The sequence below is a fragment of the Vibrio sp. PNB23_22_6 genome, assembly GCF_052877535.1.
Map to the genome: position 1 here is coordinate 218,609 of NZ_JBNFXP010000001.1, position 17,383 is coordinate 235,991.

Below are 17,383 nucleotides of genomic sequence, written 5' to 3' on the forward strand. Positions count from 1 at the left end.
ACCTAATTCGTGACCACGTAACGTGATTAAGGGATGTTGTTTATCTGTCGATTGGCCCCGACAGGTTTGGCGAAATTACTTCGTATTCTTTATGAGTATTTTGTTTGTTTATCCATGTTACCCCAAACCTTAAAAGCCGAAACTTAGCGATGGTTTCGGCTTTTTATACCCGTCCTCTCAACTGATTACTTATCTAAGCAGCTATGTTTTTTTACAACGCTATACTGTAGAAGCTATGTTACTTTTACAAAAGGGGGAGTTATGATCACACACGGTATTACGATTGGCCTTGAACGAACCGACAATGAAGTGTTTGTTTCTATCAAAGCAATAGGAAAACTCACGCACGATGATTACAAGCGACTCGTACCAATGCTCGATTCAGTGCTAGAAAAAGTGGAAGATCCAAAAGTAAGAGTATTGTTTGATGCGACGGATTTCCAGGGCTGGGAACTTCGAGCTGCGTGGGATGATTTAAAAATTGGAATCAGTCATGGCTCAGTGTTTGATAAGGTTGCGCTTCTGGGCTCACACAAATGGCAAGACGTTGCGGCAAAAGTATCGAATTGGTTTATGAATGGCGAAGTGCGCTCTTTTCACGAGCAGGATGAAGCGCTTAAATGGCTGTTGTCTTAAAGCCCAACTTAAAACGAATAAACGCAAAATACCGCCGCTTGACGGCGGTAATTCAGATTAAGCACAGCATTTTTTGTACTTTTTACCACTGCCGCAGCTACATGGGTCATTACGATTTGGTTTTTTATCAAATACCGTTGTCGTTGGTTTGTTTAGCAGCGTATCTAGCTCGATTGTATTTTCGTCTTTCATTGGATCAACGACAATATTGGCAACGATAGCATGCTTTTCAACAATCATCTCAAGTTCTAATTTTCGTTCTTGCGACATTACCGTGATTGAAATTGGTGCTTCGTCCGTGCCAGCTTTAACTTCGCGGTTAACGTTATACCCTGAAAGTACGTGGTTTTGCCTTGTTTCGATTCTGCCTTTGAAAAACAATTTTGACATTTTATGACTCTTAAGTGATTTGTATGAAGCTACAAGAAGAGCGGATTATACTCGTCATTATGAAATGATAAAGAACAATTCACAGCCCTACGTGAGAAACGTTTTGGTGCTTAGAACTCTCTGGCAAAACGGTGTCGATTTGCGCAGTACCTTAAATCATTCTCAGTATTACGAACATAAAGCTCATTTAAAGCTCGTATCAACCAAATAGATACGAATTAAGATAGGTAAAAACGGGACATTTTAGTTTTGCACAAATGAGACATTCTAACTTTGGACTATCACTTAAAGTGCGCATTATGCATATTATGTTAAATTCCCTGCTAGCAAAATAATGTACACGTAAATATTACCTATTCATAAAAATCAATAAGTTACGAATATCTCCATATATCTTGACAAAGCAAAATCTCCATACCTATTCTTGTACATATAAGAAATACCTACGAATGGAAATCTGTACATGTATAAGGTTGAAAATTGTAACGGTAAGTTTTATTGCTTACTTGATATCGTGACAACCTTGCCGCCTCTGTTGGCATTTCGCTGGGCCGAGCAAGAACTCATGGAGAAATCACTGGCGACGCAAAAGAGCTATCTCACCTCTCTGAAGTTGTTTTATGACTTTTGGCTGGCTAAGCATGGCATCACCCTTGACTACGCATTGCATATGAGCGACTACCGAGACATTGATGCTTTGACCCATGAGTTGATGCCGTTCTGGGATTATCTCCTTGCGGACAAGCAGATTTCTAATGTGATCATGCTGCCATCATCCAATAGCAGTCAGAAAGAGATGACTAAGAAAAAGCGCACGGCCTCCAAACATTGCCAGGTGATCTGCAATTTCATTCAATTCTTGTCGGGGTTGTATCTAACAACGGCCTACCTTGATGAAGATCCTCATCAGTTGCGCCGCCTGCGCAGCGAAATCAAACTGCGACTGAAAGACGCGAAACGCAAGTTCGCGAAGTGGAAGAAATCCAATAAAGAAGTGCTCGCCCACAGCACCCTACGCAGTATGACCAGCGAGCAATTTGAGGACTTTTTTCGTGTTCTGACGCCGGATGTGATGAAGCCGATGTCGGTAAAATTGCCAGACGGCAGTGTGCAAGCCAGCTTTATACTCATTAAGGAAAACCTACTTAATCCCATTGTCAGTTACGATGTACAGATGCGTAATTACCTGCTCACTACTCTGCTCGTCCGCTATGGGCTGCGCATTGGGGAGTCATTGTTGCTGCGCAAGCAATCCTTCCTGCCCTTAAAGAGCGACCCGAGCAAAGTCATCATGCGAGTACGAAATCTGGAGGATGACGACTTAAGCGATACAATCATGGACGATGCGCGTCATAATAAGCCGCAAATCAAGACCGTAGACAGCATTCGTGATGTGGAGATCACCGCCGAGGATCACAAAAAGATTCAAGTCTACTTCGAGTACATCCGTCCGCAAGAGTGTGATCACGACTTCATCTTCGCTTCCTCTTTGAAGCCCTACAAGCCTGTGTCCTACACCACCATTCAGACACAATTTAAACAAGTAGTGAAAGCGTTTAAGGAGCATTTCCCAGAACATTTTGACCCGCAATATGCCGAGTTTATTAGTGAAACTATCACTCCTCACTGGCTGCGCCACACTTGGGCCTACGCGATGTTATCAGCCATTTATGAGAAGGAAAAGCGTCGGTACATTGACTTCGGCGTGGTCAATATTAAGGGCATCATGGAGGAAGCGCAGGATCAATTAAGGGTGACGGGTGGATGGGCTAAAAAATCTGTTATGCCCGCAAAATATGCCAAGCGATTTATTCAAGAGCATGTCAATCAAACGCTCATGGAGGTGTATCGCAATCATTTCAACTCAAACAGTGACACTGATTTCAATAAGGATGAATGGGATGCTGCATTCAGGTAAAAAAGTCCATCGCACAGGTGATGGCGCTTACTTTACACCAGAACAGGTTGGGTTTATCAATAGTATGACACTACCGAGCGTGATGGAAATTACCCAAGCCTCTGAGTTTGATACCCCTTACGTCCAGACGAAAAGTGACCGTTGGGAGTATATCCGTTTGGGGCGCACCCATGTTGAAGAATTTAACTTGGATGAGCACAGCAACAAACTGCTGAAATGGTTATCTTCGATGCATACAGAATCTCATATGGCTCCTCTTGGTTCTGTGCGGTTCTACTTATTAAAAAAGCTATTACGAGAGTCAGATAGTGTTGCGTTTTCAGCCTTTAAACAACGACTCGAAGTGATGGCTAAATCTAAAAATGCGGATGAGTATTACTTACTCAAGTCGGTCACTCATACACTGATTCGTCATGACTTCCCAGGTTTCGACATTGATGATGAAGAAACGTTGCTGCGTGTAGCTACCCCGAATGTCACTGACCCCTTTCTTCGTTATCAAGAAGTTGAAGACACCATGCCTACCCATTTTAAGAATCTTATCGCCAATCGCTTGGTGGAGTTTGGCACGGAGGAAGGCCTTCGGTCATTGGCAGATAACGACTTAAAAAATCTCTGTGTGCTGGGCTTGTCGTTTGCTAATGGTCCCCGCCCACAGCAATTTGCCATGCTAAAAGGCGGCTCAGTGAAGCTCATCGCAGCCAATCACAAGACCGCCCTAAAGCTCTACGAAGTGGCCGTGCCTTTAGCTAAGCAGAACACGACACCGATGGGTGGGCCAAAGATCACTTTGAGCCAAGAAATTGGTTTGTTGATAGATGAATATAAACATCGATTTGGCATTGGGGATGACGACGCATTATTTCCATATGATGGGGATGTTGTGAACACATCATCTCTTCAGATCCATAAGGCGTTAAATGAGGCGTTGCTCTTCATTCAACCGGATAAAATCAAAGAAAAAATCAAACGTAACGAGATGCATCACCCTATTTATAACACCTATGATTTTCGCCACAACATTGGCCATTCGATGGCAATGTCCGGGGCAAGTGCCGAAGAAATTGCTATGGTGCTTGGCCACACCACCACGGTCGCGGCGCAGTATTACATCATGTCGACCCCAGAGATGGCGCTACTGAAACACAAGGTGCTTGGGCACAACCCAGTCTGGAAAGACATGATGGGACTGCTGCTTACGGGTTACCTTACCAATGAGTCTGAATGGTCAGGGAAAACGGTGTCAGGCATGCTCAAGGGCAAACTCCTCCACTGTATCGGCGGCTGTAACCGATTACAGGATAAGTGCCATCTTACGCAGGTTCGCTCTTGCTATGGTTGCTTCTACTTCCGCCCGTTTAAAAACTTGAACAAGCATGAAACCGTCCTTGAACTTATCACTCGCGAGCTTTTCGAGTTAGTTAAAACGTCACATGATGCAGGCCAGCGTAACAACCCGCTGATAGATGCGGCCACCCAAACTAAGAATGAAGTTGAAATGGTCATTAACCGCCTCAAGGGGGGCTTACGATGAAAGACAACTATGAAACCTTCGAACAATTTATCACGGCGCAAAAGACCTTTTTTGAGACGGCCTTACTGCCCGAGGTGAACGCCGGCATCACTAACCCCGACGCGCTCTATTCATGGATGACCAATGTTTGGAAATACAGCTCGGCCTCTCAGGGTTTTCTAGCTAAGGCTTTGACGAATATTAACTTTCATGAAATCAACTCCCGCCGATTGGGTGGACTATTCAAACCGGACGAGGAACCATTCAAGACTCTAGATATCAATGAGACTTATGTCGACTTCATGAAAGCCTACTGCGTCTCGCTCTATAAGGGCAACAACCCGTCCGGCATTGTGGTCTATGCCCAACAGATGCTATTGAAGCGTGTTTATGTCCGCATGGTGATGTCGGGAGTTGACCCACACCCAGTCAACATCACATCCGAGTTTCTGCAACAGGCCACCGACATGCTGGCGCAGTCGCGTACTGGCGACAGTGCTTACACCAACGCCGCCAAGGACTACGATGATGCCAATGTGATCGCCAAGAACCTCAATTACCTAGGTTTCACGTTAACACCCATTGAAATCAAGAAGAAACAAAAAGGCGTGGCTACACGCTCAACCAAAGCGGGTAAAAAAGCTAAAAAGGCAGAGTTCGGCGAAGATCTCGATCAGGACGAACACGAGAAGAACCTCTCCATTCAGACCTTTTTGAACGTGGTGGCACTGCGTGGCATGGTTCAACAAGATGGCGAACGGATCGTGTTGAACCTCGTATTACTGCTGATGGTCACCGGATTTCGCCACATGGAGGCCGCGGCACTGCGCTACAACAGCTTTAAAGTCGTGGAAATCGAAGATAAGGCCACTAAAGCGCTGATGGAACAACGTGGTCTACCTACGTTCTATGTCGGCATCGTTTACCTGGGTGAAAAAGGTGCCGGTCACCGGACTCACTGGCTTGAGCCGTTCGCCGTGGAGATTGTCGAGGAGCTTTGGGTTGATACCATCGTGTTAACCGAGAAACTTCGCACGCAGATTGAGTACGTACGAGAGACTGGCTTTGAGTCTTACCTGCCGAAAGCGTGGCGCACACGCGAAGACAACGTGGGCGAAATGAGTGAGCGGTTAGTCGACCTCGATGCCATTGTGGATGAGGTCTATGAATCCACCTCTGTTTCTTCTACGGCCCAAGGTCGTGGTCGGTCTTCTTTAAGGGATTACACTACTAAGAAAATCCAAAACAGCGGTCTGGACATAAAGCCGCATTCGGTCGTTGAAATGAGCGGCCGACGTAAAAACATTCGCTATACACAGGCGGACATTGAACGCTTTATCCGCAATGCCGTCGAAAGTGATAGCGGTATATCGAATGACTTCATTTATCGCGATACAGACGCCAAAACCAAAGCCGTCAGTGAGATACCGTATGAGGCGTTGCTGTTCTTTATTCCTGAAGGCAGCGGGGCCACCAAACGCACGGGCGCGATGAAAGTAGTGCCTCAAGTGATCGACAAATTCGTGCTGATCCCCTTCTTAGGTTACGGTGTTAAGGCCAATCGTCAACGCAGCATCTTTGCCAAATACGGCCTCACTGACGAAGATGGCGAGTTCACCATGATGTACAGTCACACCCCGCGTCATGGCATCAATACTTTCGTTGCCATTGCGGGGGTCTCTGACCACCTTCAAGCGATGTTCATGGGGCGCCAAGACTTAACCCAAAATGAACATTATCATCACCTTGCCATTACCGAGAGAGCAGTCTCAACGGAACTGGTAACCGTGGGCAACCTAGATTCGTATTTTAAACAAGAGACAGCACTTGAGCGTATTAAAACGCAAGGCAAGATCGGTTTGAACCCCAAACTTAGCTCTGGAAATGCACTGGCTCAGGCGATGAATACCTACACGACTACGCAAGATAAAGCTGCGTTCGTCGTTGATGTTGTCAGTAATTCAAGCAGTGATGCTTTTAGTGAATTCAATGAAATGTTTGGCATCCTGTCTGACAAGGAAAAGCAAGAAACCGCCGCACGCCACATTGACCTGAACCCCATGGATATTGGCAGTTGTCGTCGCAAACTGGCCACATTCCAATGCCCTTATAACATGAAGTGTCAAGATGGTAGCCCATGCCCGTATTTCACCCTTACGGGACGTGACGATGAACTTCAGAAAGTGGAACAATTGGCAGCGGGTATTGTGTCTGAAATTGCGCTCATCAATCAAATGGAAATGACGGGCCACATGGAGGTGGCTGAGGCCGACGAAATCCTAGCGAACCTCAGCCTTCGCAAGGAGCACATCCAATATCATCTCGGTCAGTCTCAGGCGTTTGAAGACGAGAAAATCCAAATCAACCTGTTGGAATTGGACAACATGAAGAAACCTATAATGCTGTCCAGCTTGTTCGCGCTTGAGCAGCGTAAACGGGAAAAAGCTAAGCCGTCCAGGAGCCAGAAATGAGTGACAAACTTAAAGGAAACGAATTAGATATAGCCATTGAGAAGGAGTTAATCCGGATGTGTGATGAGGGCTTCGAACAGTCCCCAATTACACAGGCCAATCTATTTAGGCGATTAAACGCCAAGGGAGTGATCAAGACCCGCTCAACCTTGACCAGTCGAAAGAGTCTCATTGAGGCTTTTGCCAAACAGCAGAAAGAGGCTGTGTCAGGCACTTTAGGTAAAACCTTAAAAGACACCGCATCTATGACGCGAGCAGATTTAGAGAAGGCCAATGCGCGCCTCCTAGAGCAAGTAGAAACCGCGCGTAAGATGCTACAGGACAACACTGAATGCATCATTAGCATAGCAAAAACCATCAGGCTGCAAACCCAAGTCCGCAATATTGAACGTTGTTTGTCCCCATACCTCATTCGCGAATTACACCAACACGAGGACCAAGATGATGACTGAGAAGATGTCTAACCTTGATAAGTTCAATGCCTGGGCAGCGGCTGTGACCGAAGAAGACTTGAAGCAGACAGTGTATAACGGGCGCTTAAACAAAGCTGAGATTGCCCAACAAGCAGGATTCAGTTACAGCGCTTGGAAAGCACCGGAAAAGAACCCGGCCGCCAAGGCCTTACATGAAGCCCTGAATGAATTTGAGGCGACGTTGGAGTGGCTTAAACTCTTACCCGAGAAGACTGAGAATCCGATCCAAGGCGAAGTCAAGAGCATCAATGATGACCCGCTGTTGAATGAGAATCGTATGCTTAAGAAACAGAACAGCGCCCTCAAGGATGAGGTCATTCGTTTAAAGGCTCAGCTCGATAAGCTGTCTGAGATGAAAGAAACCGTGATGAAGTTGGGGTTAATGCATGTTAAATAAGATCACGACTCACGTCCGGGTGACCAAGGTTTACAGTGACAACGAAGGCATGCTGCATTTTAGGGGCCAGAATATACGTAAAGCCTTGGCATACGCCGACAAATCCCATATTTACTTCATCGAAGTGAAAGTACCTGCGGTGCAGTGTAACACCATCCCCGCAAAAGGACAGGTTTGGGAAATTACCGGGTCGCCAGTGCGTGAAGACGTGGTTGAAGGTGGGTATAAAAAGCAGCGTTACACCTTCATTGAGCCGACTAAGGCTCAAATGACCCTCTCCTTAAGCGGCGAAGAAATTAAGCATTTTATTGGCAAAAACAAAGACTTTAAAGGTATCGGCCAAGCCACAGCAACCAAGCTTTTTAACGAGTTCGGTGAGTCGCTGTTTGGCATGCTTAATAGTAACGATTTAACGCCCATTGAGCAGCACCGTGAGTTTTCGAAACACGTGCCAGCGCTCATCAATGGTTGGGCTCGTTATGAAAACTTAAAGTATGCGTCTTTCTTTATGAAGCTTCAAATCCCTCATGCCGTTCAGCAAGCACTGTTTGAAGCGCATTCCGGCTTTGTGGTAGAGCGCATCAAGGAAAACCCTTATCTACTTCAGACCTTTGGCATGGAATTCGATGTCGTGGATAAGATTGCCTTAGAGAAATTCCAAATGGCCCTCGATGATCCAAGGCGTTCGCTGGCCCTTGTAGAAGGTGCGGTCAAGCACTTCACCAAGTACGGACACACTTATGTCACGCTTGAACAAATATATGACCATCTAGGTGGGGACGAAACGGCCATGGACGCACTGACCACGGGGGTTAAGGGCCTTGGTATCTACTATTGTATCGAGACCGACACTGTTCATTCTGTGCCGCACTACATCATGGAGGAAACCGTTGCCCGACGCATTTTGACCCTGACAAACACGCACATTCCCTTATCCGGTAAAGAGGATTACTTGTTAAAGCATGAGCTTGCTCAACTTCCTTTTCAACTGGAAGAACAGCAACTCACGGCGGTTATAAAGTCGCTCTCGAATGCGTACAGTTGTATTGTGGGCGGGGCAGGCACGGGCAAGACCACGGTACTTCGACTCATCACCAGTGTTCATCTATCGCTAGGCTATCAGGTGTTTGGCATGGCGCTCTCTGGCCGTGCAGCCATGAAGTTACAAGAGTCCATCAATTATCCGACCAAAACCATTGCTGGCTTTCTCAACAACTTAGATTTAATAGATGAGCAGGAGCCCATGCTCATTGTCATTGATGAGGCGTCGATGGTCGATATTGGCCAGTTATATCAAATCGTTACTTCGGTACCGACCACAGCCAAGCTGCTCATCGTGGGCGATGATGGTCAAATACCTCCTATTGGGGCGGGCCTTGTGCTCGGTGAGCTCATCGAAGTACTGCCGTATTACACCACTACATTAGATGTGGTCAAACGACAGGATGAAACAACGGGCATTCCGGAGTACAGTCAAGCCATTCGAGCCAAACAACTACCAGACTCGCTGTCATACAAGGCGATTAGCTTCCAGACGGTCAGCAAAAACGATATGCCGTTGTTCTGCCTAAAGGCGATGGGTAATGACGTGCAGGTGATATGCGCCACGCGCAAAATGGCGCAGATGATCAATGTCACTGTGCAGGAGGGGGTTAACCCGAACCCGTTCCTGATGTGGCAAAAGAAGAAAACACACTTCAAAATTGATGATCCGGTGATATTTACAAAAAATGACAGTGATTTAGGCGTCCAGAATGGGTTGCTTGGCCGCATTGTCGGCTTCGACGGGGAAAGCGAATGCGTCTATGTTCGTAAGGATACCCATAGCAGTGAAGACAATAATAGCGTAGTAGCATTAGAGCATTTCTACGATTTAGAACTGGCGTATGCCATAACGCTGCACAAGGCGCAGGGGTCTCAGTTCCATACAGTCATTGTGGCGGTAGAGAACAACTCAATGCTGGTTGATAATAGCTGGATTTACACGGCGACTACACGAGCGGTAGAAAAACTCATTATAATTGGTACAGAAAAGGCGTTTAGAGAGGCCATTGTCCGGCCGTCTTCAGCAGAGAAAAGGCAGGTCTACCTCTCAGAATTGATAGAAAGATTGAGTGAGGCTGAGGCCAATATTGATTAACACTAGGCCCCTACCCACTCTGATTTTTACGAATACTATAACAATTGACCGCAGAAATTTTTAAGAACTTCAAAAAGGTAAGATCCGTACATTTTTGACACTGGATGCTTACAGTTACAAGAATTATCGCATCGTAAAACGTTACGCCAACTTCAGAGCTGAATCAAACACTAATTCATTGAACATAATCAATTTACCATAAAATACCTAATATCTATCTTTATAATCTACGATTCTTAAGATAGATATTAGGGTTACTTAAATAAAATTTACCAGAACCACCCGCCCCGATTACTTAAGTCTTCGCAATTCAAACAATTCTTTCTTTGTATCAATGTCATGTTCAGCATAAGGAAGAGATATTTCACTAACCGGAAAGCTATCGCCTCGCAGCTGGTCTCTAGCTCCAGACTCCCTTTAAGTTGTATTAGTTGGTTAAAACAACAGGATGGAAAGAGCGCTGGAACCCCTCTTTTCCTCTTATAATAAGAACATACAATGTGTCCAGGCGGTGATGAAGAAATAAGCTGGTTGAAGTCTTCACTGCGCAGTGTAATTTGGTCAGCAAGCGTGATACAAATTGCATCATAATCAGCAGCCAGTGTTCTAACTCCGTGGGCAATGGAACTTCCCAATTCCAAAGACCATTCAGGATTATAAATCAAAGGGACTTCAGCTAACCTTCCGTTCTCATTGTGCCAACGGCCAATGACAACAAACACCGAAGTGCTCTTACATCCCAACGCTTGCTCAACAGCATGAGATAACAAGCTATGGTCGCTATCAAGTTCATTCAGTAGCCTGTATCCTCCAAAGCGGTTGCTCTCTCCTGCAGCTATGATCATCACCGAGACTTTTATTTTGTTACGCTGTAACTAATTACAATAATCGACTGTTAGTATGTTACTTAGTGGTCGTGCAGTTTTTCTAGCAATTGCAGCTAGGCACTCTGCCAGAATCGATAATGCGATGGTTTCTGGTAGCTCCGCGCATAAGTCTACCAGCGGGCCCTGATAACGGAACCGAGAAGTTGTAATATTTACACATTAAGGAATAACCAACCAATAACCCCTGTAATTGGCCCCAATCTTGCCGTGCTTCCGATATTGAATATATGCCTTATGCGCCCAACTTCCCAAACCCATCTTTTGGGCTTGGGACCACACCCGGTTTACTGCGCAAGTACCACGATGAGGCTGCTGGGTACTACTCTGCCTCCAACTCAGATAGCTCGAACTAGGCAAATGAGATAAAGACGTCCGTTGGGAAGCCTCCTGAGGATATTTGAGATTGTCCTTTCACAATAATATTTGCGTGTTCTTCATCATAAAGATTATGCGGTAAATGATTTTCAGACAAACGCTTGTCTGCATACCAATAACCAAAACCTTGGTCGAGCCACAATGTCACCTGACGTCCATTATCAAACGATAAAACTAACGTTCTTGAATGTGGTAGCTTGTACTTCGGAGCCGTTTTAAAACTGATATTTGCCGCCGTTCTCTCTAGCGCTAAACTAACAACCTTATCTCGTGAATAATCGTCGTAAAAGTTATCTTGTACCGTTGCTGGTCTGTAACCTCTCGCCAATTCACCAGTGTTGATTTCTATCTGGCAACTTTTGTAATGCTCTCCTATAAACTTCAGGGCATTAAAGCAGAGCGAGAATGGTAAGGTAGCCGCAAGGTAACGATCTGAGTACGTTACAGATTCAATAACCTGATTTTCCATTAGTGCCATCAATGCTGGGGAACATTTAAATACGTGGGACCAGAACTTAAATCCGAAGTCAGAAGCTTTTCCATCCAGATCACTATCTATGACTATTTTCTCTACATCAGAACTTTGATGCAGACGTGTAATATCGAAGTCAGCTAACTTCCCTAAAGAACCAACGCCAGTAACGAGTGTTTCATGATCATCTTCACGAATGCCCCATTGGTAGCAACATGACTTATTAGTTACAGATGCAAGCACAATGTGTTCGGACTGGCCATTCAAGGATTTACTCAATAGCTTCACATTAGGGTGGTTTTGATACCAAGATAGCGTCACTTTTTGCTCTAGTGACAACTCTTTAACTTTAGCCTCTGCAAGTATCAGGTTTACCTTACGTTCAGCAACCCAACGGCTGAATGCTTGATATAACTGCCAACCTCCTAAATCGCTCAATTGACTGATAGGTAACTCAACATAGAGGTCAAAGTCATCGTCCTTGGCAAGTGTTTTTTCTATTGCGATCATTAGGGGGCGTAGCTCGCGCCTATTATGGTGATCGAATAATTCATATTCCGTAGGAAGGCTGAGATTGTTGAAAAAACCATTATTCAAATATGCAGTAACTTTATGTCGGTCTAGTAGATCAAGGACATGCTGAGTCGAATAATCAACTAAACAGCGATGACATGCCTTATCGCAGTGACAACTTGAAGCTATCTTTTTTGCCCCTTTTAATAGCTCGACAACATAGTCCGAAGCTTGAATTGAGAAACCTGCACCGCCAGCTGCATTATCAAATAGGACGATCGCTTGCACTTCACGTCCCTCATAATTCACTGGCTTAGTTGTACAGCCAATTTCATCATTATTGATACCGAGTTTCTCTGCTAACTGATTTCGCATCAATACGGCGACTGAACGAGCGATACTTCTGTCTACTAGTGGTTTCCCCAACTCATTAAATAACAATAATTCGAATACGTCTGTATAAGTACTATGTCCGAGCTTCAAAGGCCCCTTAGCAGTAAACTCCCTATCGTTACCACCACATAATACTTCGCTCGAACTAGTTAAATGTCCTTTACCTCCTCGTAAACGAGTGTGCCCCATTAATACGTCTTTCGGCGATTTATCTTCACTTTCTGGCATTGCCTCCATGCGACCACACTCAAGGCAAAGCGCATAACCTTTGTTCACAGGCCCAGCACTGTAGTAATACACATGCCCATTATGACTAGAACGATAAGATGCGCCGGGGTTCACACTCACTTCTCGCCACTCTGAACTATCTACCGTTACCCAAGGGTCATTGAAAGGTACGTGGTTCAGCCGAGAAATGTCATTGTGGGGCTCATCTCTAATATCCACTGCGAAGCTTGCGGGTTGAATATATGGATGGATATTCTCTTTCGTGTTGCCATCAGTCAAATCAAATTCATTACCACAACATTCACATTTATCAGGTCTTAAAGAAGAAGTATTGCTTGCTCCGCACTTGTCGCATCGCCATGCCCATCTCAACGCTTGAATCTCTTTGACTTGATCAACGGATGCGGGGTTATGCCAATTCAACAAGACCCCCTTAGACTGATAAACACGCCCATCAATAACAACATCATTACCCGGCGCATAATCACGAATTGCGACAGACAAATCGCGAGATGGGAAACCTTTTGCGCTGTAAAGATTGTCTTTACGGGATGTTTTGTCACTAATTTGATCTTGCTTCATCTTGATGTTGCGCTTACGCCTTTCGATCACTTTGACGTGGTCTGTATTTAAAGAAACAACATCCGTTGGGAAACCGTAGCCAGGTAAGAAGCCTTTCCGAGCTAGCTCGGACAGTAAAAACTCACCTTCTAAGCGTTGAATTTGACTTTCAACTGCAGCTTGCGCAGTCGAGAGGGAATTAGGATTATCTTCCAAGCTATTAGATTGATCTTTTAACAATTGATGCTCTACTACCCAACATTCAACAATTTGCTTCATGTGTGTAGCAGAGGCATCAAGTATTTCGATACGTGATGTCGCATCGAGAGATGTACGACGAAGCAAAGTATCAAGGCCTTCTTGGACAGACTCTAATGCACCATTCACACACCAGTCAACAAACTGCTCAGCTTGAGAAGCCGCTGAGCCATGATCAGGTTTAAAGAAGTTCCCGCAATTCAGCTTCAGCGAATTCTCTGACTTTAAGACTCGATTTAAAAATGTTGAAAGCAACAACGAATTCACATGTCGACGAACAATGTAATCACTGGATAAGGATACATTCGGAACTTTAATCTCCGTATCGAATGCCCAACGTGTATTCGAAAAGATATGTTCGCCATGTGGGGTCGACTTACATAACGTAAGAGCAATCGATTTACTCTCACCACGGCGACCAGCCCGCCCTGCACGTTGTAAATAGTTTGCAGGGTTCGGCGGAGCATTGTTCATCGCGACTACCGATATACCACCAATATCTACCCCCATCTCCATGGTTGTAGAACAGCTTAAAACGTTGATTCTCCCTGCTTTGAATTCTTTTTCATACTCTCGTAACTGACTTGCTTTGAGCTGTGCTGAATGTTCTGCAACCCTAAAGTAAGGTGTACGCTCGACAACGCGGTCAGCAATATCAGACCAAGCATTTTCTTTACGTACATTCATCAATGCAGGCTGCTCTTGCCAATCCCGAACTTTGGTTAGATCAACGGTTTCTCCACTGTCTGGATCTCGTCCAAATGGGTATGGATAACTTGGTGTAGAAATTGACTTACACAAGTGCTCGTTGCGGTCTCCAGATACATTCAAATACGGAGTAACCCCTAGCAATGGCTTATCAATAATTTTCTGGGTGTGAGGACATTGATGCTTGTCCGCTAATAAAGAAAAGCTGACTTGCTGTTCAAGCTCTAAACGATAGCCATCACCACTTGGTGTCAATACGGAAGACTGAAGAGCCATCCAAGCTTGGCGTAGAATTTCATTGATATCAGCCCGAGAATTAGCATCATCCAACTCCATATTTAGAGCTGTTGCAACCAACCTTGCTAATCTCGGTTGTCGTGAACCATTACGCCTAATTTTTGGCCATGCCTCTACATTCCAAATATGGGTAGGTTCATCTTGCCCTACTAAGAAAGCTGGAGAATATTTAGCACCGATCCAGTTGATCTGCTCTTCGGTCAACCTCACAGCTTTCACGCTTCTCACATGAAAATTCACTGCGACAGTCAAGAAGTTTACCCACTCTGCACGCGCTTCATCTGCACTGTCAAAATGCCTCAACCATTCACTTGGAGCCGAATTCGCCTTTTTATCCAGCACTGGGTACTTCATACAGACTAATCCCATGGTTTCTAGCGTATTCTGTCTTTTCGGTCGACTATTAAACTCTCTTAAAAGCAATAAACGAGCAAGTAACTTAGGATTCGCAACCATGTCCATTCGGTCATCAAAATGCTCATAGAACTTTTTGATCCACAACTGCACTTCTTTTTGTTCCGCTAAGAAGTCTTCCACTTCTAGCCAACTGACCGTAACTGGCTTTGAGGTGCTACCAACGAGGTCCGAAATTTTACCTTCAACGAACTCAATCATACCTTCATTGCCATTCTCGATTGCCATTTTGAGCATCGCTTGGTATTGCTCCAGCTCTGGACTAGAAGCCGCCCCCGCCCCGCTTTCTCGGATCGCTTTATCCAAAATCAAGTGATAAATCGTTGAACGTAAAAACTGCCTTTCAGAGTCTTGCTGTGCTTTGGCAGAAAAGCGAGCAGTACCCTGACGACTATCGGTAAATGTGAGCATTCGACGACCGTTCCAAGGGCCTTTTAATTGTTCTTTCTTACCATCTTGGCAATATTCTAATAACGTAGGGATAACCGTCGACAGCATGAACGGAGCACCATTTATAAAATGGCGATAAAACTCAAAATTCTTAATTTTCGTGTGTTGGCAACACGGACAACGGAGAGATAAAGCACCATCGCTTTTACGATACCCTTCTACTCGATGAATCAAGTGCGAACCGGGCATTTTAGCTGCTTTCACTTCTCTCTGGTTATTAATCCAATATTCACCTGTTTCTTCAAAACTTAATGGGGAGATGAGACCAAAGCGGTCATATTCATTAGAAACCTCTTCGTCATCTTCGTTAGTTAAGTCTTCTTCTCCTATGAGATCCAGAGCGAAGTCATCTATAGATGAGTCTGGTTTCGTCAAATGAAGCTGGGTATGACTCGTCTCTGAGTCAATTATTTCAGTCGCAGCCAATAAGCTTGTACCACAACCATTACAGCTGACCATTTCAAACACTGGCGAGCCGCATGAGCATTTATCTCGTCTCGACATGTAGACGATACCAAATCGCCAGTCGACAGATTCTAAAGGTGTACCTACTTTGGACGAGCAGTCAGGGTTTGAACAAGCCCAGAGGCCACCGGCCACACGATGAAAAAGATGGAGTCTAAACGGGATGAATGCATCGCCATTCGCATTCTTCGTCGAAGCACATATATCGAGCCATTGTAGAGAAACTTGTTCAGATAGAGGCTCTTCTGTTGCAGATAATAGTTTGCTTATTTCGTTAAGAGTCATTCTATTATCTGTTGCACTGAGGCGCTGTCTTAACGTTCGCAGCGGCGGTATGTTTTGTAAAACATCGTAGCGTTGTTGCTCGTTTTCAATACTCGCTACATGATCAAGACTCATCGCTTTGATCTGCTCTAATTCCATTAGAGGCTTAATTTCGCGCTTACCTTTCACCAAGTGAACCTGTGTGATATCGACACCAGCCACATCGGCCAAGAATGCCTTTAGATCATCGTCAGAATCCGCACCACCAATAGTTGCAGATGTTGCTACAAACCGGACTTGGTCTGGTGTTACGCCAAATCCATGCATCACACGTCTTAACAATAACGATAGTTCAGCAGCCTGAGAACCAATATAGGTGTGCGCTTCATCCAATACGATCCAACGTAGCTTACCCTGGGAACGGTTCAAGATATTGGCATCTTTTTGACGAACTAACATGTATTCCAACATCGTCGAGTTCGTCACCAAAATCTGAGCTGGGCTTTCCCTTAGTTCTCTGCGAGATAATTGCTCATTCGGATGTTTTTTGCGCTCTGCGGCACTGACGGACTCCGGCGTATCGCCGTTAAAGAGTGAGAACTTAACCTGATCCCCCAACTGGTGAGTCCATGCTGTCAGACGCTCTCTTTGGCTGTTAATTAGCGCATTGAGTGGATATAGAAACAGAGCCTCAACACCATCTGGTTTGCTGTTTCTGTCGACAATGTCATTAAGAATCGGAACCAAGAAACACTCTGTTTTACCCGAACCCGTGCCACTACTTACAATCACAGACTTAGGTGAGGTCTCTAATAAGTGTGACCAAGCCTCATACTGGTGAGAATATGGGTACCAACTACTATCAAATAGGTAATCTTCTTCAAGCTCTTTAGGTGGGTTTGCCATCGCCTTTACAATTGCGCGGTTTAGAAGCCCCCCTGAAAGATCTCGCATACTTTCTGTATGTGGTTTCCAGCCGAATGTTGCCTCAAAGACAGGATCGGCAAGAAAAGCTCCGTCTTTACCCGGAGGTTGGGAAAACGACTGCCACAAAAATTCACGTAACGGCTTAGATCGCAGACCAAATTGCCCTAAAGTAGCTCGTGCCGCACGTTTGGTAAGTTGGTCAACTAAAGACTCAAAATATTGCATGGTTGGGT

General features: G+C 45.1%; 10 protein-coding genes. 7 read left to right on the plus strand and 3 right to left on the minus strand.

Translation table 11 applies throughout. From position 1 onward, the window contains the following. The first annotated feature begins 261 nt into the window (after positions 1–261). Entirely contained in the window at positions 262–636 is a 375-nt protein-coding gene (locus tag ACVA54_RS01020) for an STAS/SEC14 domain-containing protein (protein ID WP_099077757.1), read from the plus strand. Positions 637–693: 57 nt separating this feature from the next. On the opposite strand, the gene ACVA54_RS01025 is transcribed toward ACVA54_RS01020, so the two are convergent. Continuing rightward, positions 694–1,026 (minus strand): PBPRA1643 family SWIM/SEC-C metal-binding motif protein, encoded by a 333-nt coding sequence (locus ACVA54_RS01025; protein WP_099077756.1) that lies wholly within the window; start codon positions 1,024–1,026, stop codon positions 694–696. Positions 1,027–1,489: 463 nt separating this feature from the next. On the opposite strand from ACVA54_RS01025, the gene ACVA54_RS01030 reads away from it, so the two are divergent. Genes ACVA54_RS01030 through ACVA54_RS01055 form a run of 6 tightly spaced genes read left to right on the plus strand, consistent with a single transcriptional unit; the run spans position 1,490 to position 9,938 of the window. Then, positions 1,490–2,944, plus strand: coding sequence for a tyrosine-type recombinase/integrase (locus tag ACVA54_RS01030; RefSeq protein WP_446649321.1), 1,455 nt, complete (start codon positions 1,490–1,492; stop codon positions 2,942–2,944). Continuing rightward, the gene (locus ACVA54_RS01035) at positions 2,928–4,478 is read left to right on the plus strand and encodes a hypothetical protein (RefSeq protein ID WP_446649322.1); all 1,551 of its coding nucleotides are present in this window, start codon (positions 2,928–2,930) and stop codon (positions 4,476–4,478) included. The genes ACVA54_RS01030 and ACVA54_RS01035 overlap by 17 nt, the downstream gene beginning before the upstream one ends. Beyond that, positions 4,475–6,928, plus strand: coding sequence for a hypothetical protein (locus ACVA54_RS01040; RefSeq protein ID WP_446649323.1), 2,454 nt, complete (start codon positions 4,475–4,477; stop codon positions 6,926–6,928). Before ACVA54_RS01035 ends, ACVA54_RS01040 begins: the two co-directional genes overlap by 4 nt. Further along, entirely contained in the window at positions 6,925–7,380 is a 456-nt protein-coding gene (locus tag ACVA54_RS01045; protein WP_446649324.1) for a hypothetical protein, read from the plus strand. Before ACVA54_RS01040 ends, ACVA54_RS01045 begins: the two co-directional genes overlap by 4 nt. Next, positions 7,370–7,798 carry a hypothetical protein gene (locus ACVA54_RS01050; protein WP_446649325.1) on the plus strand — a complete coding sequence of 143 codons (429 nt, stop codon included), beginning with the start codon at positions 7,370–7,372 and terminating at the stop codon, positions 7,796–7,798. The genes ACVA54_RS01045 and ACVA54_RS01050 overlap by 11 nt, the downstream gene beginning before the upstream one ends. Continuing rightward, complete coding sequence (locus ACVA54_RS01055; protein WP_446649326.1) at positions 7,788–9,938, plus strand: AAA family ATPase; 2,151 nt, start codon at positions 7,788–7,790, stop codon at positions 9,936–9,938. The genes ACVA54_RS01050 and ACVA54_RS01055 overlap by 11 nt, the downstream gene beginning before the upstream one ends. A 269-nt stretch (positions 9,939–10,207) precedes the next feature. Here ACVA54_RS01055 and ACVA54_RS01060 read toward each other — a convergent pair whose 3' ends face one another. Next, complete coding sequence (locus ACVA54_RS01060) at positions 10,208–10,783, minus strand: nucleotidyltransferase family protein (protein ID WP_446649359.1); 576 nt, start codon at positions 10,781–10,783, stop codon at positions 10,208–10,210. Between the two features lie 391 nt (positions 10,784–11,174). Further along, positions 11,175–17,375 carry a DEAD/DEAH box helicase gene (locus tag ACVA54_RS01065; protein ID WP_446649327.1) on the minus strand — a complete coding sequence of 2,067 codons (6,201 nt, stop codon included), beginning with the start codon at positions 17,373–17,375 and terminating at the stop codon, positions 11,175–11,177. Between the last annotated feature and the right edge of the window lie 8 nt (positions 17,376–17,383).